Source organism: Vannielia sp. (assembly GCF_029212645.1).
Lineage (GTDB): Bacteria > Pseudomonadota > Alphaproteobacteria > Rhodobacterales > Rhodobacteraceae > Vannielia.
Genome location: NZ_JARGND010000019.1, coordinates 40,696 through 62,100, shown reverse-complemented (window position 1 = coordinate 62,100; position 21,405 = coordinate 40,696). Strand labels below are relative to the sequence as shown.

The 21,405-nt window shown below is 64.1% G+C and carries 23 protein-coding genes and 1 tRNA gene; 10 read left to right on the top strand and 14 right to left on the bottom strand.

The features are described from left to right. Window positions 1-177 precede the first annotated feature (177 nt). Window positions 178-876, bottom strand: a complete 699-nt coding sequence (locus P1U55_RS08290) for a DUF2270 domain-containing protein (protein ID WP_301047072.1) — start codon at window positions 874-876, stop codon at window positions 178-180. Between the two features lie 271 nt (window positions 877-1,147). On the opposite strand from P1U55_RS08290, the gene P1U55_RS08285 reads away from it, so the two are divergent. Then, window positions 1,148-2,701, top strand: coding sequence for a trimethylamine methyltransferase family protein (locus P1U55_RS08285; protein WP_301047071.1), 1,554 nt, complete (start codon window positions 1,148-1,150; stop codon window positions 2,699-2,701). 48 nt (window positions 2,702-2,749) lie between these two features. Here the strand turns inward: P1U55_RS08285 and P1U55_RS08280 are convergent, their stop codons facing one another. After that, entirely contained in the window at window positions 2,750-3,073 is a 324-nt protein-coding gene (locus P1U55_RS08280; RefSeq protein ID WP_301047070.1) for a DUF6477 family protein, read from the bottom strand. 231 nt (window positions 3,074-3,304) lie between these two features. Here P1U55_RS08280 and P1U55_RS08275 point away from each other — a divergent pair, with 231 nt between their 5' ends. After that, the gene (locus P1U55_RS08275; RefSeq protein WP_301047069.1) at window positions 3,305-4,402 is read left to right on the top strand and encodes a DUF6456 domain-containing protein; all 1,098 of its coding nucleotides are present in this window, start codon (window positions 3,305-3,307) and stop codon (window positions 4,400-4,402) included. Window positions 4,403-4,590: 188 nt separating this feature from the next. On the opposite strand, the gene P1U55_RS08270 is transcribed toward P1U55_RS08275, so the two are convergent. Next, window positions 4,591-5,262, bottom strand: coding sequence for a VIT1/CCC1 transporter family protein (locus tag P1U55_RS08270; RefSeq protein WP_301047068.1), 672 nt, complete (start codon window positions 5,260-5,262; stop codon window positions 4,591-4,593). Window positions 5,263-5,385: 123 nt separating this feature from the next. After that, window positions 5,386-6,894: a catalase gene (locus P1U55_RS08265; protein WP_301047067.1), complete on the bottom strand. Its 1,509-nt coding sequence runs from the start codon at window positions 6,892-6,894 to the stop codon at window positions 5,386-5,388. Window positions 6,895-7,004: 110 nt separating this feature from the next. Here P1U55_RS08265 and P1U55_RS08260 point away from each other — a divergent pair, with 110 nt between their 5' ends. Then, on the top strand, window positions 7,005-7,916 hold the full coding sequence (locus P1U55_RS08260) for a hydrogen peroxide-inducible genes activator (protein WP_301047066.1): 912 nt from the start codon (window positions 7,005-7,007) through the stop codon (window positions 7,914-7,916). Window positions 7,917-7,968: 52 nt separating this feature from the next. Here P1U55_RS08260 and P1U55_RS08255 read toward each other — a convergent pair whose 3' ends face one another. The 8 genes from P1U55_RS08255 to P1U55_RS08220 all read right to left on the bottom strand — a co-directional run bounded on the left by P1U55_RS08255 (window position 7,969) and on the right by P1U55_RS08220 (window position 14,102). Further along, the gene (locus tag P1U55_RS08255) at window positions 7,969-9,051 is read right to left on the bottom strand and encodes a 2'-deoxycytidine 5'-triphosphate deaminase (RefSeq protein WP_301047065.1); all 1,083 of its coding nucleotides are present in this window, start codon (window positions 9,049-9,051) and stop codon (window positions 7,969-7,971) included. A 64-nt stretch (window positions 9,052-9,115) separates the two neighbouring features. Then, window positions 9,116-9,192, bottom strand: a tRNA-Pro gene (locus P1U55_RS08250). Between the two features lie 54 nt (window positions 9,193-9,246). Continuing rightward, complete coding sequence (locus P1U55_RS08245; RefSeq protein ID WP_301047064.1) at window positions 9,247-10,461, bottom strand: MerR family transcriptional regulator; 1,215 nt, start codon at window positions 10,459-10,461, stop codon at window positions 9,247-9,249. 71 nt (window positions 10,462-10,532) lie between these two features. Beyond that, window positions 10,533-10,838, bottom strand: coding sequence for an integration host factor subunit alpha (ihfA, locus tag P1U55_RS08240; protein ID WP_301047063.1), 306 nt, complete (start codon window positions 10,836-10,838; stop codon window positions 10,533-10,535). A gap of 109 nt (window positions 10,839-10,947) precedes the next feature. Next, window positions 10,948-11,919, bottom strand: coding sequence for a beta-ketoacyl-ACP synthase III (locus P1U55_RS08235; protein WP_301047062.1), 972 nt, complete (start codon window positions 11,917-11,919; stop codon window positions 10,948-10,950). Between the two features lie 18 nt (window positions 11,920-11,937). Further along, window positions 11,938-13,044 (bottom strand): phosphate acyltransferase PlsX, encoded by a 1,107-nt coding sequence (gene plsX / locus P1U55_RS08230; RefSeq protein ID WP_301047061.1) that lies wholly within the window; start codon window positions 13,042-13,044, stop codon window positions 11,938-11,940. A 26-nt stretch (window positions 13,045-13,070) separates the two neighbouring features. Further along, window positions 13,071-13,277: a 50S ribosomal protein L32 gene (rpmF, locus tag P1U55_RS08225; protein WP_301047060.1), complete on the bottom strand. Its 207-nt coding sequence runs from the start codon at window positions 13,275-13,277 to the stop codon at window positions 13,071-13,073. 279 nt (window positions 13,278-13,556) lie between these two features. Further along, a complete protein-coding gene (locus P1U55_RS08220) occupies window positions 13,557-14,102 on the bottom strand; it encodes a DUF177 domain-containing protein (protein ID WP_301047059.1) in 546 nt (181 codons plus the stop codon). An 84-nt stretch (window positions 14,103-14,186) separates the two neighbouring features. Here P1U55_RS08220 and bamE point away from each other — a divergent pair, with 84 nt between their 5' ends. Continuing rightward, a complete protein-coding gene (gene bamE, locus P1U55_RS08215; protein WP_301047058.1) occupies window positions 14,187-14,660 on the top strand; it encodes an outer membrane protein assembly factor BamE in 474 nt (157 codons plus the stop codon). Window positions 14,661-14,696: 36 nt separating this feature from the next. Here bamE and msrB read toward each other — a convergent pair whose 3' ends face one another. Beyond that, entirely contained in the window at window positions 14,697-15,095 is a 399-nt protein-coding gene (msrB, locus tag P1U55_RS08210) for a peptide-methionine (R)-S-oxide reductase MsrB (protein ID WP_301047057.1), read from the bottom strand. 94 nt (window positions 15,096-15,189) lie between these two features. On the opposite strand from msrB, the gene P1U55_RS08205 reads away from it, so the two are divergent. Continuing rightward, window positions 15,190-15,936 carry a GNAT family N-acyltransferase gene (locus P1U55_RS08205; protein WP_301047056.1) on the top strand — a complete coding sequence of 249 codons (747 nt, stop codon included), beginning with the start codon at window positions 15,190-15,192 and terminating at the stop codon, window positions 15,934-15,936. A gap of 83 nt (window positions 15,937-16,019) precedes the next feature. On the opposite strand, the gene P1U55_RS08200 is transcribed toward P1U55_RS08205, so the two are convergent. Next, window positions 16,020-16,568, bottom strand: coding sequence for a peroxiredoxin (locus tag P1U55_RS08200; protein ID WP_301047055.1), 549 nt, complete (start codon window positions 16,566-16,568; stop codon window positions 16,020-16,022). A gap of 247 nt (window positions 16,569-16,815) precedes the next feature. Here P1U55_RS08200 and lipA point away from each other — a divergent pair, with 247 nt between their 5' ends. The 5 genes from lipA to P1U55_RS08175 all read left to right on the top strand — a co-directional run bounded on the left by lipA (window position 16,816) and on the right by P1U55_RS08175 (window position 21,391). After that, a complete protein-coding gene (gene lipA, locus P1U55_RS08195) occupies window positions 16,816-17,769 on the top strand; it encodes a lipoyl synthase (protein ID WP_301047054.1) in 954 nt (317 codons plus the stop codon). Beyond that, entirely contained in the window at window positions 17,766-18,299 is a 534-nt protein-coding gene (locus P1U55_RS08190; RefSeq protein WP_301047053.1) for a hypothetical protein, read from the top strand. The genes lipA and P1U55_RS08190 overlap by 4 nt, the downstream gene beginning before the upstream one ends. Further along, window positions 18,292-19,401 carry a cystathionine gamma-lyase gene (locus P1U55_RS08185; RefSeq protein WP_301047052.1) on the top strand — a complete coding sequence of 370 codons (1,110 nt, stop codon included), beginning with the start codon at window positions 18,292-18,294 and terminating at the stop codon, window positions 19,399-19,401. The genes P1U55_RS08190 and P1U55_RS08185 overlap by 8 nt, the downstream gene beginning before the upstream one ends. Before the next feature lie 172 nt (window positions 19,402-19,573). Continuing rightward, complete coding sequence (locus P1U55_RS08180; protein WP_301047051.1) at window positions 19,574-20,593, top strand: LysM peptidoglycan-binding domain-containing protein; 1,020 nt, start codon at window positions 19,574-19,576, stop codon at window positions 20,591-20,593. Between the two features lie 6 nt (window positions 20,594-20,599). Then, window positions 20,600-21,391, top strand: a complete 792-nt coding sequence (locus P1U55_RS08175; protein ID WP_301047050.1) for a hypothetical protein — start codon at window positions 20,600-20,602, stop codon at window positions 21,389-21,391. Window positions 21,392-21,405: the final 14 nt, after the last annotated feature.

The following is a 21,405-nucleotide window of genomic DNA, read 5'->3' as shown; positions in this document are numbered from 1 at the left end:
CGCAGGCGGCGCGCAATAAGCTGCGTCACCTGAGAGCCAAAGTCGATGATGAGGAGGCGCTCGTGGTGGCGCGTGGGATGCGGCATGCTCATGGGCCAAGGGGATATTCCGGCCCGCCGAGGGGTGCAAGGGGGCGCGGCCCGTCAGGGGGGCAATGGCCTGCGATTTCGCGCGCGCTCAACCCATTGAGCTTGAGCGCTCCTTGCCCGCAGCGCGGCTGCGTTTGGCATCCTGCCGGGTGCTCCAAAAGGCGAGGCTGACGCAGATCAGCACATAGGCCAGCCCCGTCAGGATCACCAATTCGCCGGGCAGGGGGCCAATATCGGCGCGGGTGATCACCTCATCAAGGCTGGTCGAGTTGGTGGGATGAATCACGATCTTGCCCGCATAGGCCAGCGCCTGAATGAGCAGGATCCACAGGTAATTGCGCCGGATGCGCCGCCCAAGCGCCGTTGCATAGGTGACGTGATAGCGCGGGCGCAGGTAATCCTGTGAGAGGACGTTTTGCCAACCCTCCTGCATCCTCAGATCGCCGTCTTCCAGCAGCGGGGCGTAAAAATGGGTTTCAATCCAGCGTGCCCGGGCGCGCCACACGTTGAAATAGCGGTAACGGCGGGCCTCCTGCATCAAAAACAGCAGGATCAGCACGCCCACCAATACCAGCGGCAGCGGCGAGGCTCCGGGCGAGGCGTAAGAGATCGACAGCGCCACCCCCAGCGACACCACCGCCCAGTTGGTCGTGGTGTCGAGCCGGGTACGCCAGATCGTGCTGCGATAAACCTCGCCACGATAAAGGTGTGAAAGCGCGGTGATCTCGGCAGATGTCAGCGTTTGCCGCTCCTCTGTCTTTGGCTCGGATCGCTCGTTGTCTGCCATCGGTTCCTCCTGCTCCACGGCCTACCCTGCACCTTTGGTGGGCGCGGGTCAAAGGCCGCTGTCCGCTGGCTTTTGCAGGGCAGAGCGGCCTGCGCAAGGCGGCCGGAACTGGTGCGCGCAAGCGAAGCGAGGCTTTCAAATGCGCGCGCGCAGCATTTCCACCCTGAATGTCGCGGATCGCAAAATTTTGGCCGCAAACCCGCCGCGCCCGGCACCGGGAGCTGCGCTATCAAAGCGGCATGACACCCCTTCAGAGGGAAAGGAATCGCACATGGTTGAGGCAGCAGACGCACCGGCGGCAGGGCGCAGACGCGGGCGCAGCGGAGGCGGCGCGGCCCGGCGTGCCGAGCGCACCGCCCTGCGCATTGATGCCGCCCCGCCGATCACCCGCGCGATCCCCACCTTTGATCTGCTCCCCGAGGAGACCCTCGCCATCATCGAGGCAAACGCCGAAACCGTGCTGGAAGAGATTGGCGTGGTCTTTGCCGAGAACGCCCCCGCGCTGGCGCGCTGGCGCGAAGCCGGGGCCGATGTGCGCGGCGACAGGGTGCATATCCCGCGTGGCCTGGCGCGCACGCTCTGTGCCACCGCGCCCGCCAATTTCACCCAACACGCCCGCACCCCCGAGCGCTCGGTCGAGATTGGCGGCAAGGGGCTGGTTCTGGCCCCGGTCTATGGCCCGCCCTTCGTGCGCGATGCCTCTGGTGGGCGGCGCTATGCGGTGATGCAGGACTTCGAAAACTTCGTGAAGCTCGGCCATATGGCAAAGTGGCTGCACCACTCCGGCGGCACCGTGTGTGAGCCAACCGATGTGCCCGTCGCCAAGCGCCACCTCGATATGCTGATGGCCCATATGACCCTGACCGACAAACCCTTCATGGGCTCGGTGACAGAACCATCGCGCGCGGCCGATTCGGTTGCCATGGCCGATATCCTGTTTGGCGGGCTTGAGGGGCGCTGCGTGATGACCTCGCTCATCAACATCAACTCACCGCTCACCTTTGACGCCACCATGATGGGCGCTCTGGAAACCTATGCCGCAGCCGGGCAGGCCTGCATCATCTCGCCCTTCATCGTGGGCGGCGCAATGGCCCCGGTTTCGGTGGTTGGCACGCTCACACAGGTGCTGGCCGAGGTGCTCGCCGGGGTGGCCTATAGCCAGCTCATCAAACCCGGCGCGCCGGTGATCTTTGGCGCCTTTGTCACCTCGATTGACATGAACTCGGGCGCGCCCACCTTTGGCACCCCCGAAGCCTCGCAAGTGACCTATGGCGCAGGCCAGCTGGCCCGCCGCCTTGGCCTGCCATACCGCTCCTCGGGCAGCTTTGCCGGCTCCAAACTGCCCGATGCGCAGGCGGGCTATGAAACCGCCACCTCGCTCAATCTGGGCCTGCTGTCGGGGGTCAACTTCATGCTGCACGCCTGCGGCTGGCTTGAAGGGGGGCTTGTGTCATCCTACGAGAAATTCGTGATGGACGCCGACCAGCTTGGCACCCTGCACAAGCTCGCCGCCCCCATCGCGGCTGACGAAAACGGGCAGGCCATGGATGCAATCCGCGAGGTTGGCCCCGGTGGCCACTACCTTGGCTGCGCCCACACCCAAGCCAACTACCAATCCGCCTTCTGGAAGTCTGAGGTGTTTGATTACAAGCCCTTCGAAACATGGAAAGAAGAGGGCGCGCGAGACACCTCATCCCTGGCCAGCGAGCGCGTCACCAAGCTGCTCGCCGCCTATGAGGCCCCGCCACTTGATCCCGCGATCCGCGAAGCGCTTGAGGCTTTCGTGGTGACCCGCAAGGCAGAGCTGCCCGACGCCATGGCCTGAGCCACGCCCGACAGCTCCAAACCCTGGGCGGCAGATGTCGCGCGGGGGTTAACCGCCCGTGGCCGACCAGCGGGGCACAAGGCGCACCTCGGCCATCAGCGCAATCAGCACCTCAAGGTGGTGGATCACCGAATAGGTTGTCAGCCCGCCCTGGCGGCGCGCTTCCATATCGGCCTCTTCCTCGATCAGCCGGGGCAGGGCGGTTGACGGGCCGGGCAGCTCTGTTTCGCGCAGGATGCGCCCGAGATCCCGCTTGCGCGAGTAATCCGCAAGCCCCAGCCGGGCGGCCCGCACCAGTAGCCGGGGCCGCTTTAGCCCGCCCAGTGGATCCCGCGCCCCGTGATTGCGTTTTTCAGTGCTGTGCGTGTGCATCGTTATCTCCCATCAAGCATCTCCAGCGCCCTCACTGTGGCACAACCAAGGCGGGTGTTGCGTGATCCGAAAACCTGCGAACGGTGTGAAAATGATTTATCCCAAATTTTAAACAAAACTGGTGCTTATGACGTATTGTTAACACTTGGGTAACTAAATCGCCCCTAGGTTGTGTCGGTTAAAGCTAGGTACTTTACACAACAGAGGATTGCTTGGAGGCTACGGGGAAAGATGACAGGCCAACAGTGTGAACGGGGACAAACCCAAAGTGTACCGGGCTGGGTGCCTAGGAGCGTGTTGCATTATTTGCGGCATATCGAAGAAGGCCATTCAATCCGCGGGCTAGCGCGGGATGAGGGGGTTCATGCTTCAACGATCCTTCGGCAGATCAGGCGGTTTGAACAGCGTCGTGATGATCCGCTTGTCGACGAGGCGCTCGCGCGCCTGGGGCAGGCACATTTCAAGCTGGAGAGCGCGACAATGAGCCAACACTTTGTTCCAAAAACGAAAATATCAGATGAAGCCACCGTGGCGCGGGAAGGAAGGCGCATCCTGCGGCGCCTGTCCGAGAAGGGCGCGGTGCTGGCGGTGGCTGCCGGCATGGATAAGGCAGCGGTGGTCAAATCCCTGGCGGACGGGCGCACCACACGCACCGCGGTGGTCGATAGCGAGGTGGCGCAGGCCTTCGCGCTCAAGGAATGGATCGAGGTCAAGGCCAATGGCCGCATCACCACCTACACCATTACCCCCGCCGGGCGCACCGCCCTCAAGCGCCTGCTCGCCGACACCGCCGGGGCCGAGGGATTTGCCGAGGCGCCAACGCCTTTCGCCATGCAGCACCGCGATATTGAAGAGGTCGATGCGGAAGACGGCAAAAGCCGCATTCGCTACAACCGCAGCGAGAGTCCGGTTCAGGCGCTCTCCCGCCGCCGCGACAAGGACGGCAGCCGCTTCCTTGACCCTGATCTCGTGGCCGCCGCCGAACGCTTGCGCGAAGATTTCGAGATGGCCCAGATGGGGCCGCGCGTCGCGCAAAACTGGGAAACCTTCCTGACCGGCGGTCATGGTGGCCAGTTTTCGGCCAGCGGCGGCCCGGCCAACGGCCCCGAGGCCTCGCGCCGCCGGGTGAGTGATGCGCTGCGCGATCTTGGCCCCGGTCTGGGGGATATGGTGCTGCGCTGCTGCTGCTTCCTGGAAGGGCTGGAAGCCGCCGAAAAGCGCATGGGCTGGTCAGCCCGCTCCGGCAAGATCGTGCTGCGCATCGCGCTGCAACGGCTAAAGCGCCACTATGAAGAAAATTATGGCCCCGAGGCTGATATGATCGGCTGATACGCCCCCATGAGAGCGTGTCGCGTTCATTCGAATTCACGCGACACGTTCTAACGTGTTGATTTCGCATGTTCGAGAAGCTCAAAACCGGTTCCCACTGTTGAGCGACATCCTCTAACGCCCGGCCAAAGGCCCGTTCGGTTCCTTCCCCGCGCGGGCCTTTCGCGTATCTTGCGGGTGTGCTGGCGCTACCCGATCACCGCGCCCACCGCAAAAGCCGCCAGCGCACACAGCCCGCCCACACCCACAACCTCGGCCACCGCCCGCCCGTAGCCCTCGCCGGTGGCATGGCCGCGCAGCAACCCAAGCGCAAACAGTGCCGCCGCCGTGGCCGCGACCGAAGCGCCAAGAGAGCCTTCCTCCGGCCCCGCCAGCAAGTAGGGCAGGAGGGGCACCAACCCGAAGGCGAGGAAAGAGGCAAAGGTGATCAGCCCGTCGCGCAGCGGCCTCGCCTCGCGCATATCGGGCAGATCCATGCTGTGATCGGCCAAAAGGTCTGCGGCCAGTTCCGGTGCCGTGGCCAGCAAGTGCGCGGCCTGTTGCGCCGCCTCCTGCGCCATCCCGCGGGCCGCGAGGGCGGCTGCCAGCGCCTCCGGGTCCCGCGCCGCGATGTCCAGCACCTTGCGCCGCTCGCTATGGTAAAGCTTGGCCTGCGACCGGGTCGACAGAAACTCCCCCAACCCCATCGAAAGCCCATCGGCCAGAAGGTTGGCCATGCCAAAGACCAGCACCGCCACCGCGCCAATCTGCCCGGCCCCCTCGGCCTGCGCCCCGGCAAAACCCGCCACAATGGCGAAGGTGGTGACAATGCCATCATTGCCCCCATAGGTGATCTGCTTGAGATGAAGCGAAACCCGCATTCCAACCCTCCTGTTTTGCCCTATCTTTGCCCCCGGCGTGCCCCGAGCACCATGGCCTAGATCAAATAAGATAACAGGCCCCCGCTGAACGGGAGCCTGCATCAACGCTGAAATGTGGGGATGCTACTCTGCCGCGTCCTGCGGTGTGGCCTCGGTCACCGGAACGGCGTTCGGGTCATATTTGCCAAGGTTGGCGGATTTCACCGCATCCCGCACACCCTTGCCATAATCAGCATGCACCTGATCAAACAGCCTGCACTGCCGCTCGATGATCTCGGCCGGCACCCCGCCCATCGCGGCGGCGATATTGCCAAACAGGCGCTTGCGCTGTCCGTCGTCAAACAGCTCAAACAGCGCCGTCACCTGGCCAAAATCATCATTGCCCTCGCGATGGTTGTAGCGATCGGCATTGCCATCAATCTTCAGCGCAGGCTCCATCGCGGCGGGCACTTCCTCAGGCGCACCATCCACCGAGTTCGGCTCATAATAGGCGTCCGTCACCCCGGTTTGCTGGCCCTCGTAATTCATGGTGCCGTCCTTGTGGTAATGATGCACCGGGCACACCGGGCGGTTCACCGGAAGCTGCTCATAATGGGTGCCAAGCCGATAGCGATGGGCATCCGCATAAGAGAAGATCCGCGCTTGCAGCATCTTGTCGGGCGAAAAGCTGATGCCGGGCACAATGTTTGACGGGCTGAACGCCGCATTCTCGATCTCGGCAAAATAGTTATCGGGGTTCCGGTTCAGCTCCATCACGCCGATATCAATGCAGGGATACTCATCGTGCGGCCAAACCTTCGTAAGGTCGAACGGGTTGTAAGAGGTCACCTCGGCCTCTGCCTCGGGCATGATCTGCACCTGCACCTTCCAGCGCGGGTAATCGCCGCCCTCGATGGTGTTATAAAGCGCCTCCTGATAGCCCTCGCGGGTTTTGCCCACCACATCCTCGGCCTCGGCATTGGTGTAATGCTCGTGCCCCTTCTCGGTTTTGAAGTGGAACTTCACCCAAAAGCGCTCACCTTCAGCATTCCACAGGCTGTAGGTGTGCGAGCCGTAGCCATTCATGTGCATCGGCGTCACCGGCAGGCCGCGATCGCTCATCAGGATCGTCACCTGATGTAGCGATTCGGGGCTGAGGCTCCAGAAATCCCACATCGCGGTCGGCGAGCGCAGGTTGGTGCGCGGATGGCGCTTTTGCGTATGGATGAAATCGGCAAACTTGTAAGGATCGCGCACGAAAAACACGGGCGTGTTGTTGCCAACAAGGTCCCAGTTGCCCTCTTCGGTGTAAAACTTCAGGGCAAAACCGCGCACATCGCGCTCATGGTCTGCCGCCCCGGCCTCACCGGCCACGGTTGAGAATCGGGCCAGCATGGCGGTTTCGCTGCCCGGCTGGAGCACTTTGGCGCAGGTGTATTTGCTGATGTCGCCGGTGATCCTGAGCGTGCCATGCGCGCCCCAGCCCTTGGCGTGGACGGTGCGCTCTGGAATGCGCTCGCGGTTCTGATGGGCCAGCTTTTCAAGCAGTTGATAATCCTGCATCAACAGCGGGCCGCGCGCCCCGGCTGTCATCGAGTTCTGGTTGTCCGGAACCGGTGATCCGGCGGTGGTGGTGAGTTTCTTTGCACACATGGCTTTGTCCTCCCGAGACGTTGCTGTGAGAGTTGCGATTAGCCTCACTCTCCGCCACATCCGCGATAAATAAAAATTGCTTCTTCCTTCTGTTGCGATAAGGAGAGATTATGAATGTGACCCTCCGCCAGCTCCGCTATTTCACCGCGCTCGCCGAAACCGGCAGCTTTGGCCGTGCGGCCGAGGCTGTGCATGTGTCCCAGCCTGCATTGTCGCAGCAAATCAAGGAGATGGAGGCGCAGCTTGGCTTGCGTCTGGTGGAGCGTCAGCCGCGCGGCGCGGTCCTTACCCCGGCAGGGCATGAGCTTTTGGCCCACGCCCGCGCGGTGCTGGGCGAGATGGCGCGGCTTGAACAATCGGCAAGATGGCGCGAAGGGCTGGGCGGGCGCCTTAGCCTTGGGGTGATTCCCACGGTCGCGCCCTATCTGCTGCCTGTCGCGCTGCCGCTCATCCGCTCGCGCAATCTGCGCCTTGAGCTGCGCATCCACGAAAGCAAAACCGAGCGGGTGCTTGATGCGCTGGAGGACGGCCACCTTGATGCGGCGGTGATCGCGCTGCCCGCAGGCCGCGCCGGGCTGCTGGAGGCGCCGCTTTTTACCGACCATTTCCTGCTGGCGGGCAATGCCGCCACCCTCGCCGGGCAGGGCGCCGCCCTCAGCCCAAAGGCGCTGGACCCGGAGCGCCTGTTACTACTGGAAGAGGGCCATTGCCTCGCCGATCAGGCGCTGGAGGTCTGTGCCCTGCGCCGCGCCGATACGCGGGTTGATCTTGGGGCCTCGTCGCTGGCCACGCTGGCCGGGCTGGTGGCCGAGGGCTTTGGCCTCACCTTCCTGCCCGAAATCGCGGTTGCGTCTGAAAGTGCCGCCGCGCCCAAACTCGCCCTGCGCCGCTTTGCCGAGCCGCAGCCCGCCCGCACCATCGCCCTTGTCCGCCGCACCGCCACGCCGGATGACGGCTGGTTTTCCACCCTCACCAACATCCTGCGCGACGCCGGTGAAAGCCGCTTGAAGGAAGCTCCCTAACTAGCTGGCAAATAAGTAAAAAACGCCCAAATGGGGCAGGGCGGGCGCGTTGCTAAGCACGGAAATGCTTTGATAGTTTCAGGCCCTGGCCCTGGTAGTTTGAGGCAATTTCCTGCCCGTAAAGCCGCGCCGGACGTTCGGCCATATGCTCATACACCAGCCGCCCCACAACCTGCCCATGCTCCAGCACAAAGGGCGCTTCGTGGCAGCGCACCTCCAGCACCCCGCGTGAGCCTGCGCCCCCCGCCTCGGCATGGCCGAAACCGGGATCAAAAAAGCCCGCGTAATGCACCCGGAACTCGCCCACCAGCGCCAGATAGGGGGCCATTTCGGCGGCATACATCGGCGGGATCGTCACCGCTTCGCGGCTCACAAGGATGTAAAATGCCCCCGGATCAAGGATGATCCGCTCCTCGCGGGTTTCCAGCCGCTCCCAAAACTCCGCAGGCTCATACTGGCCAATTCGGTCAAGGTCGATGATGCCGGTGTGGGGCTTGGCGCGATAGCCGACCAGCCCGTTTTCGCCAGCGGTCAGATCCACCGAAAAGCCAAGCCCGTCAGAGATCAGCGCCTCGCCGTCCACCAGCGGCACCTCGGCGTGCAGCGCCCGCAGCGCGCCATCATCCAAAACCGCGTGGCCCCGGCGAAAGCGCAATTGGTTCAGCCGCATCCCCGGCCGCACCAGCACCGAAAAGCTGCGCGGGCAAATCTCGGCATAAAGCGGGCCTTCATAGCCGGGCGCAACGCGGTCAAACTCCACGCCGCGATCCGTGACCAGCCGGGTGAGCAGATCAAGCCGCCCGGTCGAGCTTTTGGCATTGGCCACCGCCTGAATGCCCTCGGGCAGCGCCAAACGTTCCATCAGCGGCACCAGATAGACGCAGCCCTTTTCCAGAACCGCGCCCTCGCGCAGATCAACCCGGTGCATCTCAAACTCGTTGAGCCGCTCTTCCACCGCCGCGCCAGCGCCCGGCAAAAACGAGGCGCGCACGCGGTAAGCCACTGTTCCCAGACGTAAATCAAGGCTGGCAGGCTGCACTTGCTCAGGCGTGATCGCCGGGCTGCCGCTGAGGCTGCCGCGCGCGATCATCGCCTCGATGGATTGGCTGGGCAACACGCCCGGTGCCGCGGTCATCGCATTCCCCCAGATAGCGAAACGCCCGCCTCCCAAGGCTGGGTGCGGGCGTTGCGGGTGTATTTGGTCGGGCTAGCAGGACTCGAACCTGCGACCTTCCGTCCCCCAGACGGACGCGCTACCAGGCTGCGCCATAGCCCGACGTTCGGGCTTTGTAGCGGATTCTTCGCAGGGCGCAAGGGGGCAATTCTGCCGTTAACCCATCCGTTCACGCAGCGCCGTGAGGCGGGCGTAAAGCGGCTGAATGCGGGCCTTGTCCACCGCACCGGGGCGCAGGGCGGCAAGGCGCTGCGGCAAGGGGGCAGAGGCATCGACCGGCACGCGGTCAAAATCCATCGGCTCGGGCGGGGCAGGGGTGTTGGCGGCGGCAGCGTCAGGCGCTGGCGGCGTGTGCGGATCGCCCACCCCAGCCACATTCGCCGTCCCCTCGGGCAGCGGCGGCGGCCCGGGAAAAACCGGCGGGACCGTGGTTTCGCGCGCCTTGGCCTTGCTGATGAAGCTCGGCACGCGCACCTCTGGCTCCTCCTCGGCGCTCACATCCACCGATGTGCCAAGGCGCACCGGCACCTCCGGCTCCTCGGTGCTCATGTCTACCGTGGGTGAGCCAAACGCGGCCGCCTCATCCTCTGACGACACGTCAATGGTGCGCTCCAGGTGCACGCCCACCGCCGGATCGGCCTCTTCGCCGCCTGCGTCAACAATGGTGTCGATATGCACCGGCGTGGCGGGCGTATCGGCAGAGATATCCACCACGTCCGAGCCAAATTCCCCGGCCTCTTCCTCGCCCGAAACATCCACCGTTGCGGCAATTTCCACCGAAACGCCGGGGCCGGGGGCCTCGCCTGTCATGTCGACCGGGGGCGTGGGATCTCCGCCCAGCTCCACGTTGTCGCCAATCACCACATCGCCCGTGTTCGGGGCGTTGGTGGCTTCCGGTTCCACTTCAGATCCGCCGGGAATCGGGCGGATCGCCTCTGGCCCGGCGTCGGGGCCCAGATCAAGCGGCGGTTGCTCAGGGGGGGCAGGCGGCGGGGTTTCATGCGGGGGGATCGCCTCGGCCACATCCGGCTCGGCCTCTTTGGTGCCGCCGGGCATCGGGGCCATTGCTTCGGCACCCGCACCGGGGCCGGGGCCCTCGGCAGAGGGCGACAGCGCGGCAACCGCCTTCACCCCGTTTTCCTTAATGAACTTCTGCGCGCCCTTGATGGTTAGCCCATCGTCATGCAGCAGCTTACGGATGCCGCCCAATAGCTCCATGTCAGCGGGGCGATAATAGCGCCGCCCACCGGCCCGCTTCAGCGGCTTCACTTGCGAAAACTTGCTTTCCCAGAAGCGCAGAACGTGGGTTTGCACCCCCAGCCAATCGGCCACCTCGGAAATGGTTCGAAAGGCGTCGGGGGATTTTCCCATGGGCGTTCTGCCTCGCTTCTGCTCTGTCCTTCACCGGGCCTCTTGAGGCCCGAAATGCCGCGCTTTTGCGCTTACTTCTTCTTGTTGCCCTCGGCCACACGATCTTTCATCAGGTGGCTGGGGCGGAAGGTCAGCACCCGGCGGGGGCTGATGGGCACTTCTTCACCGGTTTTCGGATTGCGGCCCACACGGGCGGCCTTTTCACGCACCGAGAAGGTGCCGAAAGACGAGATCTTCACGCTCTCGCCTTTGACCAGCGCATCCGACATATGCGCCAGAACGCTCTCGACAAGCTGGGCGCTTTCATTGCGCGACAGACCGACCTCGTTGAACACAGCTTCGCTCAGGTCCATACGCGTCAAGGTATTTCCGGCCATCTTACGTCCCCCGTTTTGTTTTGCCGAGTGTGCGGCGGGGGAATTTCCGAGTCAATATCAGGGGCTTGCGCGACGGTGTTTATTCGCACCTTTCGCGCTGGATTGGCGATTACCAGCGCAAGACGACCGATCCCCAGGCCAATCCACCGCCGATTGCCTCGGTGACAACCACCTGACCGGGCTGGATCTGGCCGTTTTGCACCCCGACCGACAGCGCGAGGGGAATCGATGCCGCCGAGGTATTGCCGTGGTCCTGAACCGTCACCACGACCTTTTCCATCGGCAATTGCATCTTCTTGGCGGTGGCGGAGATAATCCGCAGGTTCGCCTGATGGGGCACCAGCCAATCAATATCGCCTTCGTTCAGCCCGGCCTTGTCGATCGCCGTGTGCGCAGTGGCGGCCAGCTTTTCAACGGCGTGGCGGAAAATTTCCTTGCCCTGCATCCGCAGATGCCCGGTGCTTTGGGTCGACACCCCGCCATCCACGTAAAGCAGGTCCTTGAAGCGCCCGTCGCTGTTGAGATCGGTGGCCAGAATGCCCTGGTCTTCTGGCCCGCCGCTGCCCTCGGCGGCCTCCAGCACCAGCGCGCCCGCGCCGTCGCCAAACAGCACGCAGGTGCCGCGGTCATTCATGTCGAGGATGCGGCTGAAGGTTTCGGCGCCAATCACCGCAACCCGCTTGGCCTGGCCGCTGGTGACCAGCGCGTTCGCATTGGCCAGCGCATAAACGAAACCGGCGCACACTGCCTGAATATCAAAGGCAAAGCCGCCCGCCATGCCCAGTTGGGCCTGCACCATTGTGGCGGCTGAGGGGAAGGTCAGATCGGCGGTTGAGGTAGCCACGATCAGCGCATCAAGTTCGCTGGCCTCCCAGCCGGCCATCTTCAGCGCGTTCTGCACCGCTTTGGTTGCCATCTGGCTGGTGGTTTCACCCTCGGCGGCAAAATGGCGACGTTCGATCCCGGTGCGCGCCTTGATCCACTCGTCTGAGGTTTCAACCTTGTCCTCAAACCAGCTGTTGGGAATCACTCGCTCCGGCAAATAATGCCCGACGCCTCTTACAACGGTTCGCACCACCATGCTCTGACGCCTCTTTCGTTATTCTTTGTTTAGAGGCTCATCCTGCCCCGCGCCGCTCACTGATGCAAGCCGCGCTGCAAGCCGGTCCGAGAAGCCCGATCGACCGAGTTGAAAAGCCAGTTTTATCGCGGCGCTGATGCCGGTTGCATCGGCCCCGCCGTGTGATTTTACCACCGTTCCGTTCAGCCCCAGAAAGACCCCGCCGTTCACCCGGCGCGGATCAATCCGCTTCTTGAACCGCTTGAGGCTGGTCAGCGCCAGCAGGGCAGCCAGCCGCGAGAGGGGCGAGTGCTTGAAGGCGCCGGTCAGCAAGTCGCCAATCAGTTTGGCGGTGCCTTCGCCGGTTTTCAACGCGATGTTTCCGGTGAAGCCATCGGTCACGATCACATCCACCCGGTCGCCGGGGATATCGCCGCCCTCCACGAAGCCGGCGAAATCAAATTCCGCCTCTTCGGCTGCGGCCTGGATCATGTCATGCGCAACCTTCAGCTCGGCGCGGCCCTTGGTCTCTTCGGTGCCCACGTTCAGCAGGCCCACCCGTGGCCGCTCCAGCTCAAGCCCGTTGCGCGCATAAGACACGCCCATCAGCGCATATTGCAAAAGGTCCTGCTGGTCGGCGCGAATATCGGCGCCCACATCCAGCATGATGTTAAAGCCCGACGGGTTGCGCGAGGGCCAAAGGCAGGCAATGGCAGGGCGGTTAACCCCCTCCAGCTTGCGCAGCCGAATCATCGACACCGCCATCAAAGCCCCGGTGTTGCCGCAGGAAACGGCCACCAAAGCCTCGCCGCGCTTCACCGCTTCAATAGTGGACCACATGGACGTGTCTTTGCCGTGGCGCATCACATGCGCCGGCTTGTCATCCATCGCCACCACGCCGGGCACGTCGCGAATGACGCACCGATCGGCAAGGCCGCGCTTTTCCACCAGCGGGCGCAACTCAGAGCCGCGCCCGTGCAGGATGAAGGCAATGTCAGGATTCTTGTCGGCCGAAAGCGCCAGGCCTGCCACAACGGCCGCAGGCCCATGGTCGCCGCCCATCGCGTCAACAGAAATGACAACCCGGCCCGCAAGGGCCGGGAGACTCGCGCTATCCGTGTCGCTGGTCTCGGTGGCAGAACTCATTCAGGCGCGGCCCCCGACCAAGCTGATCAGGCAGCGTCTTCGTCGAGATCGATCTCGTCGGCCTGCGCCACGATCTCACGATCATCGTAATGGCCGCAGGCGGCGCATACGTGGTGCGGGCGCTTCAGCTCACCGCAGTTGGAGCACTCGGCCGGATTGTCGGCAACAAGTGAATCGTGCGAGCGACGCATGTTGCGACGCGACTTGGTGATTTTATTCTGTGGGACAGCCATGTCACAACCTCGGGTCTGTGCGGGGCGCTCTGCCCCGGCAATTCAGGAATCTCGTTTGGCGCGTCATACGCCGCCTCGCGCCGCCGATCAAGCCGCGATCCGCGAGGAGGCGCGAAAATACGAAACTTCTGGCGCATGTCCAGCAAAAATTGCCGCTATTAAGTAGCGCGCCTGCGGCGCACACCATTTTTTGTTTGGATATTTGCGGCAAGAAAATGCGCGCGCCGGGGGGGCGGGCCGCCCGAGGCAGGGCAGGCGGCCTGATTATGCAGGCGCGGATCAGCCGCCGCCTTCCATCTTTTTCTTCAGGTCGGCCAGCCCGGCAAAGGGCTTTACCCGCTCTTGCGTCAACGGCTCGGCGCCCGGCTCTGTATAAACCGCTTCGCCCAGATCGGCCCCTTCGGCGCGGGGAAAATCGGGCAGGGCGATGGAAAGCGCCTCCACCATGACGTCCCAAAGATCCAGCGCCACCGGCATCGGCTCGGCGCTGTCATCCTCGGGCATCTCGGCCTCGCCCTCATCGGGCATGGTGAAATTGGTGAGGTAACGGCGCACAACAGAGGTATCAATCCGCGTGCTCACCGGCTCCAGCGTCACAACACAGGGCTGCACCACGGTGGCCCCCAACTTGGCGTCAAGCTGCCAGTCGCGCTTGCCCAGCGGCGAAAGCGTGCCTGAAAACCGCAGCTTTCGCAGGCCCAGCAGATCGAGCGGGGCCAGCAAGCCTTCCATCGCGGCCTCATCCGGGGTGATCTCGAAGGTGGTTGGATGGGCGTTGGTCAGCTCTGACAGGCGGATCGGTTTTGGCCGGGGGCTTTGGCCCATGCTGTGCTTCCTTTCTTGAACCATGGCTGATCCTTCTGTAAGCCGATTAACAGACAAAAGAAACCTGAGGCATCCGGGCTGACAATGGGCAGAACAATAGGCGCAAGACTGCTGGGCAATCTGGCACGTTCGATTTTCCTCGGGACACTGGTGCTCTCGCTCACGGCTTGTGGTGCGCGCTATCGCAACCACGGCTGGACCCCGAGCGATCAGGACCTCGCAGATGTGGTTGTGGGGCAGGACACCCGCGAAAGCGTGGCCGAGACCATTGGCACTCCCGCTGCCACCGGTGTGCTTGAGAACAGCGGCTACTATTATCTATCGGCACGGGTAAAGCGGGTTGGCCCGCGCGAGCCGGAGTTTGTGGACCGTCAGCTTGTGGCCGTGCGGTTTGATGAGGCGGGCGTGGTTTCCAACGTCGAGCGCTTCACCTTGCAAGATGGTAATGTCGTCGCGCTGTCGCGCCGCGAGACCGATAGCAACATCGCCGGTGTGAGCTTCCTGCGCCAGCTTCTGGGCAACCTTGGCCGCTTCACCGCCGATCAGTTCCTCGACTAGCGGGCAGGGGGCCTTACCGCCCCCGACCCCCGCGGCCTATTCCTCTGGCTCAAACTCCAGCGCAACCCCGTTGATGCAATAGCGTAGCCCGGTTGGCTCTGGCCCATCGGGGAAGACATGCCCCAGGTGGGCGGCGCAGCGGGCGCAATGCACCTCGGTGCGCTTCATGAAAAACTTGCGATCCTCGCTGGTGCCCACCTCGGCCCCGTCTTTTGGCGCCCAGAACGAGGGCCAGCCGGTGCCGCTGTCAAACTTATGCGCCTGATCAAACAGCGGCGCCCCACAGCAGGTGCATGTGAAGCGTCCCGCGCTTTTGGGAAAATCATCATGGGTAAAGGCCCGCTCGGTGCCGTGCTTGCGCGTCACCTGATAGGCCAAATCGCTCAACTCCTCGCGCCATTCCGCATCGCTCTTTTTTACCGTGGCTTCCGTCATCCTGCTCTCCCTTCCAATCTTGCGCCTCTGTCACGCGCCCTTCATATCTAGGCGAGATCCCTTGCTGCGCAATGCGGCCCTTGGAGTGGGCAGGATGAAAGAGCTGACAAAAGGCCGTTACCGGGTGCGCCAGGCGCAAAGCCGCGCCGATATGGCCGCCGTGATGGCGCTGCGCGGCCTCACCTTTCGTGGGGATGCCGGGGCGGATGACAGCGACGCTTTTGATACCCGCGCCATGCATGTGATAATCGAAGACATGCGCGCCGAGGGCGAGGCTGCGCGGCTGGCCTGCGCCTTTCGCCTGCTGCGCCTCTCGGGCGGGGGCGACATTGCCCAGGGCTACACCGCGCAGTTTTATGATACCGCGCCGCTTGCCAGCTACCCCGGCCCGATGCTGGAGATGGGCCGCTTTTGCATTGATCCCGCCGCGCGGGGCGATCCGCATGTGCTGCGCACCGCCTGGGTGGGGATGACCGATCTGATCGACAGCCAGGGCATCAGCTTTCTGTTTGGCTGCTCCTCCTTCCATGGCACCGACCCGGCCGAACACTTCGACGCGCTGGCGCTGCTGCGCGATTCCTACACGGCGCCGTCCGCCCTGCGCCCGGCGCCCAAGGCGCCGCAAACCCACCCCTTCACCGCGCTGCCGGATCGCGCGCCTGACAAGCGCACCGCGCTGCTCACCATGCCGCCGCTGCTGCGCAGTTTCCTGCTGCTCGGCGGCTGGGTTTCAGACCATGCGGTGGTGGATGATGACCTTGGCACGCTGCACGTGTTCACCGGGCTCGAGATCCAATCGGTGCCGCCCGCGCGGGCGCGGGCGCTGCGCGCCAGCGTGTGACCGGCCATAAAAAAGCGGCGCAACCCTAAGGGCCGCGCCGCTGATATCATCAAGGTGGGCGATCCCGCCACGCCGGTTAAGGCTTAGGCCGCCACTGCCGCGTTGGCCTTTTTCAGCCAGTTCAACACCGTCTCGGGTGAGCTTTCGCCGTAGGGGTCGTCGCCATGGTTGTCGCAAAGGCCCGGCTCCTCGAACCAGGCCTCGATCACCCCGTCGTTGACCACGGCGGCATAGCGCCAGGAGCGCAGGCCAAAGCCAAGGTTGTCCTTGCGCACCAGCATCCCCATCCGGCGGGTGAACTCACCCGAGCCATCGGGAATCACCCCTACGTTCTTCAGATCCTGCGCCTTGGCCCACTGGTTCATCACGAAAGCATCGTTGACGCTCATGCAGTAGATCGCATCAATCCCCTCGGCGGCGAAATCCTCAAAGCCGTTCTCAAACCCAGGCAGCTGGTAGGTTGAGCAGGTGGGGGTGAAGGCGCCGGGCAGCGAAAACAGCACCACCCGCTTGCCGGCGAAGAAATCAGCGGTGGTCTTGTCTTCCCAGCGGAACGGGTTGGGGCCACCGATGGCCTCGTCGCGCACGCGGGTGTGAAAGGTGACTTCGGGGAGCTTTTGTCCGGTTTTCATGGGCTTGCCTTTCATGTGTCGCGCAGCGCACCCTGCCAAACAAAGCCCGCCGCCTGCAAATGTGATGGGGTGCCGCACACGCATTGCCGCAGCGCAGCACCCCCGCTGCCCCCGTCTTAGAACGATTCCAGGTCGCGCCTCAACCCACGCTAAAGCTGCCATGCACCCCACGCATGGCTGACCCCCTCCACACCCTTTCCAAACGCATGCCACCGCGCTATCTCTGGGCAGACAAGGGAGAGACCCCATGACCGAGCAAAGCCCGCCGCGCCTGCGCCACCCCGAAAAGGCCCACCGGCCCGATAACGCGCAGCCCAAAAAGCCCGACTGGATTCGCGTGAAGGCGCCCACCTCCAAGGGCTACCACGCGACCCACAAGATCATGCGCGAGCATAACCTCAAAACGGTCTGTGAAGAGGCCGCTTGCCCCAACGCGGGCGAATGCTGGAGCCAGGGCCACGCCACCATGATGATCATGGGCGATACCTGCACGCGCGCCTGCTCGTTTTGCAATATTGCCACCGGCAAGCCGCCCGAGGCGCTGGATGTGTTCGAGCCGGGCCGCGTGGCCGATGCTGTCAAGAAACTAGGGCTGAACCACGTTGTCATCACCTCGGTGGACCGGGACGATGTGGAGGACGGCGGAGCCGAGCACTTCGCGATGACCATCCGCGCCATCCGCAAGCAGGCCCCCCAAACCACCATCGAGATCCTCACGCCAGACTTTTTGCGCTGTGATCCTTCGGTGCTGGAAACCGTCGTCGAGGCCCGCCCCGATGTGTTCAACCACAACCTCGAAACCGTGCCCGGCCTCTACCCCGAGGTCCGCGCCGGGGCGCGCTACTTCCACTCCCTGCGGCTGTTGCAGCGGGTGAAGGAGCTTGATCCGAGCATGTTCACCAAATCCGGCATCATGGTTGGCCTCGGAGAAGACAAGATGGGCGTGCAGCAGGTGATGGACGATATGCGCGCCGCCGATGTCGATTTTCTCACCATCGGCCAATATCTCCAGCCCACGCCCAAGCACCACGCGGTGGATCGATTCGTCACCCCCGAGGAGTTTGCCGCTTACGAGAAAGCCGCCTATGGCAAGGGCTTCCTGATGGTTTCCGCCAGCCCGCTCACCCGCTCCAGCTACCACGCCGGTGATGATTTCGCCCGCTTGCGCGAGAACCGGCTGGCCAAGCTCGCCGGGGCATGAGAGCGGCACTGCTGCTGGCGTTTCTGCTCGCGGTGGGCGCACCTGCCGCGGCACAACAAGCAGGCGAGGGCGGCTGGAGCCTGCGCGAATACCCCGCCGCAACGCCGGGCGCGGGCCGCTGCGTGCTTTCGGCCGAAGGGGCGGGCGGGGCGCGGCTCACCCTCTGGCTGCACGAGGCGGGCGGGCACAGGTCTGATCTCAGCCTCACCCTCTTTCTCACCGATCCGCAACGCGCCAAGCTGCCGCTCCCCGATGGGCCGGTGCAGCTGGCCTTCCGCCCCGCTGGCCAGCCTGCCACCCTGCTTGATGGCACCATCGCGCCGGAAGGCCCCTATCACGCCTTCACCCACCGCTTCGCCGATCTGGAGGCGCAAAAAGCCTTCCTCACCCGCGCCGACCAAGGCCGCGTTACCGTGTTTTCCCCCTCTGCCGGGGTGCTTGCCAGCTTTCCCACCCAAGAGGCCAGCCTTGCGCTTGATCGCCTCCTCGCCTGCTCATTTCCCGCTCCGGAGGCCCTGCCAAATGACTGAAACGCCAGACACCGCCGCCGCCCGGCTTTTGCACCTGCGCGGCCAAAGCCTCGCCAAGGGAGATCCGATCTCGCCGCCCATCACCATGGCCTCGATGTTCCACCTCCCCGGCACCCCCGATGGATCGCCCTTCTATGGCCGCGCCACCCAGCCCACATGGCAGGCAACAGAGCACCTGCTTTCCCACCTCGAAAACGCGCCCTCGCTGCTGTTTCCCTCCGGCATGGGGGCGATCTCGGCGGCGCTTTTTGCCACGTTGAAGGCGGGCGATCGGCTGCTGGTGCCCTCGGATGGCTATTACAACACCCGCCGCCTGGGTGAGCGCTTCCTAGCGCGTCTCGGGGTTGAGGTGGTTGAGCGGCCCACGCGCAGCTTTGGGGCAGGGGGCTTTGAGGGCTTCGCGGTGGTCTTCATCGAAACCCCCTCCAACCCCGGCCTCGATCTGATCAACCTGGCTGAAACCTGCGCCGCCATTCGCGCCGCTGGCGGCCTCTCGGTGGTTGATAACACCACGATGACCCCGCTCGGCCAGCGCCCGCTTGATCTGGGCGCCGATATCGTGGTCGCCTCCGATACCAAGGCTCCCGGCGGCCACTCCGATATCCTGATGGGCCACGTTTCCAGCCGCGACGCCACCCTCATGGAATCGGTCAACAGCTGGCGCACCGTGGCCGGTGGCATCCCCGGCCCGATGGAGGCCTGGCTGCTCCACCGCTCGCTGGAAACCCTGCACCTGCGTTTTGCCGCCATGTGCGCCACCGCCGAAGAGATTGCGCCCAAACTCGCCGCGCATCCCGCCGTGCAAAGCCTGCGTTACCCCGGCCTGCCGGGCGATCCTTCGCACACTCTCGCCAAAACCCAGATGGTGACCAACGGCTTTTTGATCGGCCTCACCCTCAAGGACGAGGAAACCGCCGAAAAGCTTATCAACACATGCCCCTTCCTGCGCCCCGCCACCTCCTTTGGCGGCATCCACAGCTCTGCCGAGCGCCGCGCCCGCTGGGGCGATGACACCACCGGCGGTTTCATCCGCCTCTCCGTGGGCACCGAACCCGCCGACCCGCTTTGGCAGGCGCTGGACGCCGCGCTCAACGCGCTCTGAACCCCCGCTTCGGCCAGTGTGAGCGCGGTTGATTGCACCCCGATCCGGGCCGAATGTAATATCCTCATGACACCGCGCCTTCACCGCGATCCGAGGCTTGAAATTTGCCGCGCCCCGGCGCAATCTGCGCCCGATCAACTTTGTTATTTCAATCAATTTTGGACGTTTTAATATGAGCAATACTGGTGTTCCCTACACAATCCAGGATGGCGACAACCTGTGGAACCTCGCCGCCACCCACCTTGGCGATCCCTATCAATGGCCGCGTCTCTTTGCGTTCAACAACCAGCCCAAAGTGGTCGCCGCCGGTGCCCGCAAGATCGTTGACCCGGATCTGATTTACGCAGGCGCCAGGTTGCACCTGCCGATCCTGCCACAGCAACCGCCGGTTTCGCCCATGCCCTCCGCCGTGCGCCCACCGGCCCCCGGCCCGCTGCGCGATCAAATCCCGTCAATCCGGATGCCCGTCACCTTCGCCTATGATCTCAAGGGCGATCCCATCGTGATCGACTACGGCACCTTCGTGGCCCGCGTCTCGATCAGCGGCCGGGTGATCCTCGCCCTCGGCGAGAAGATGCCGCTCACAGCCGTGTTGAACGGGGGCCTTGAGCTTACCGGCAAGGCCGCCGCCGATCACGCCTTCGGCACGCTCACCTCGCAAAACACCGTCAGGTTTGACCCGACCACCAAGGAGATCAAGTTCAGCAACAAGCTGATCTCGTCGTCCAACCTCCCCGGCGCGCCGCGCACCGCCATCGGCATGGAATTTTCCACCATGACAGGGATGCCCGTCCTCAAGGGGGAAATCATCTACCCCGAGCTTTCGGGCCGCCTTGGCAACGACACTTTCGTTGCGGGCAACTACAAGATCAACATCGAGATCGAGCCGCGTGTGCCCAAAGGCCCCGCCGCGCCGCAACCGGTTTGGCAGCCGGTATGGCAGCCAGCGCCGCAGCCGGTGCTGCCCAGCCCCGTGCGTGCGCCGATCCCCGATCACGGCACCGATTGGGGCGAGGTGGCGCGCAATGCTGGCACGGGCGCATTGGTTGTCGCCGGGGTTGTCACCGTGGCCTACGGGTTGTCGCTGTTCTTCTCGGGCGGCACCACCAGCGTCGGCGCCCCGGCCTATGCCAGCGCCATGTCGGTCATCCTGGTGGGCGGCACCACGACGGCCATCATGGTCAACCAGTAGTCGCCAATGAACGCGCGTCGCCTTGTCCTCTGGGTCGCGGTTGGCCTGCTTGGGCTGGGCGGCGCGCTGCTTCTTGGCGGCAAGCTCTGGGCGGATGATCTGATCGCCGAGATCACCGCCCGCACCGGCGCGCCGCTCCACATGGAGGCCCCCATGGCCTATGTGAGCGACCCGCGGATCACCGGCACCGCCCCCGGCCCGATCAAGGGCAAGGTGGCGCTAAATGCGCTGCGCACGGCGCTCGCCGCCTATCCCGACCCGCTTTTGCAACAGGTCGCGCCAAAGCTGCTGATCGCCGGAGAGCTGCGGCTGGCAGGCTACCGCGTGGGCGGCACCATCCAGCCCGGCATGGTGCTGCTGGCCAGCGATTACCTGCTGCGCGACGCCGGGCCATCCTATACCCGCCGCGCCTTCCACCACGAGTTTTCAAGCCTGCTGATCGCCCGCTACCCTTTCCCGATGGAAGCATGGCAGGCGCACATCCCGCCCGATATCGCCTTTCCCCTCAGCAACGAGGCCCAGCTAGAGGCCACAACCCGCTATATCGAGGGCGAGGCGCTAAAGCGCTATTACGAGGCGGGGTTCGTTTCCGACTACGGCGCATCCTCTCTGGAAAATGACATCAACACCTACGCCGAACTGCTGATGGACGCCCCCGAAACCCTCGCGACCCTGGCAAAAGCCCACCCCCGCATCGCCGCCAAAGCCGCGCTGATCCAAGGCTATTACATCACGCTCGCCCCATCCTTCGCCAAACGGTTTGACCCCTCGGGCCTGCCCGCGCCAACATTCCCCTGACGGGCAGGCGCCTA

What these genes read in the sequence shown, in the direction of transcription:
- rpmF (WP_301047060.1), bottom strand. Translation starts at nt 13,277, where the DNA reads ATGGCTGTCCCACAGAATAAAATCACCAAGTCGCGTCGCAACATGCGT.
- P1U55_RS08270 (WP_301047068.1), bottom strand. Translation starts at nt 5,262, where the DNA reads ATGCGGGTTTCGCTTCATCTCAAGCAGATCACCTATGGGGGCAATGAT.
- P1U55_RS08285 (WP_301047071.1), top strand. Translation starts at nt 1,148, where the DNA reads ATGGTTGAGGCAGCAGACGCACCGGCGGCAGGGCGCAGACGCGGGCGC.
- P1U55_RS08290 (WP_301047072.1), bottom strand. Translation starts at nt 876, where the DNA reads ATGGCAGACAACGAGCGATCCGAGCCAAAGACAGAGGAGCGGCAAACG.
- P1U55_RS08275 (WP_301047069.1), top strand. Translation starts at nt 3,305, where the DNA reads ATGACAGGCCAACAGTGTGAACGGGGACAAACCCAAAGTGTACCGGGC.
- P1U55_RS08260 (WP_301047066.1), top strand. Translation starts at nt 7,005, where the DNA reads ATGAATGTGACCCTCCGCCAGCTCCGCTATTTCACCGCGCTCGCCGAA.
- P1U55_RS08200 (WP_301047055.1), bottom strand. Translation starts at nt 16,568, where the DNA reads ATGAAAACCGGACAAAAGCTCCCCGAAGTCACCTTTCACACCCGCGTG.
- msrB (WP_301047057.1), bottom strand. Translation starts at nt 15,095, where the DNA reads ATGACGGAAGCCACGGTAAAAAAGAGCGATGCGGAATGGCGCGAGGAG.
- P1U55_RS08190 (WP_301047053.1), top strand. Translation starts at nt 17,766, where the DNA reads ATGAGAGCGGCACTGCTGCTGGCGTTTCTGCTCGCGGTGGGCGCACCT.
- P1U55_RS08185 (WP_301047052.1), top strand. Translation starts at nt 18,292, where the DNA reads ATGACTGAAACGCCAGACACCGCCGCCGCCCGGCTTTTGCACCTGCGC.
- P1U55_RS08280 (WP_301047070.1), bottom strand. Translation starts at nt 3,073, where the DNA reads ATGCACACGCACAGCACTGAAAAACGCAATCACGGGGCGCGGGATCCA.
- plsX (WP_301047061.1), bottom strand. Translation starts at nt 13,044, where the DNA reads ATGAGTTCTGCCACCGAGACCAGCGACACGGATAGCGCGAGTCTCCCG.
- ihfA (WP_301047063.1), bottom strand. Translation starts at nt 10,838, where the DNA reads ATGGCCGGAAATACCTTGACGCGTATGGACCTGAGCGAAGCTGTGTTC.
- P1U55_RS08175 (WP_301047050.1), top strand. Translation starts at nt 20,600, where the DNA reads ATGAACGCGCGTCGCCTTGTCCTCTGGGTCGCGGTTGGCCTGCTTGGG.
- P1U55_RS08220 (WP_301047059.1), bottom strand. Translation starts at nt 14,102, where the DNA reads ATGGGCCAAAGCCCCCGGCCAAAACCGATCCGCCTGTCAGAGCTGACC.
- P1U55_RS08205 (WP_301047056.1), top strand. Translation starts at nt 15,190, where the DNA reads ATGAAAGAGCTGACAAAAGGCCGTTACCGGGTGCGCCAGGCGCAAAGC.
- P1U55_RS08245 (WP_301047064.1), bottom strand. Translation starts at nt 10,461, where the DNA reads ATGGGAAAATCCCCCGACGCCTTTCGAACCATTTCCGAGGTGGCCGAT.
- lipA (WP_301047054.1), top strand. Translation starts at nt 16,816, where the DNA reads ATGACCGAGCAAAGCCCGCCGCGCCTGCGCCACCCCGAAAAGGCCCAC.
- bamE (WP_301047058.1), top strand. Translation starts at nt 14,187, where the DNA reads ATGGGCAGAACAATAGGCGCAAGACTGCTGGGCAATCTGGCACGTTCG.
- P1U55_RS08255 (WP_301047065.1), bottom strand. Translation starts at nt 9,051, where the DNA reads ATGACCGCGGCACCGGGCGTGTTGCCCAGCCAATCCATCGAGGCGATG.
- P1U55_RS08265 (WP_301047067.1), bottom strand. Translation starts at nt 6,894, where the DNA reads ATGTGTGCAAAGAAACTCACCACCACCGCCGGATCACCGGTTCCGGAC.
- P1U55_RS08235 (WP_301047062.1), bottom strand. Translation starts at nt 11,919, where the DNA reads ATGGTGGTGCGAACCGTTGTAAGAGGCGTCGGGCATTATTTGCCGGAG.
- P1U55_RS08180 (WP_301047051.1), top strand. Translation starts at nt 19,574, where the DNA reads ATGAGCAATACTGGTGTTCCCTACACAATCCAGGATGGCGACAACCTG.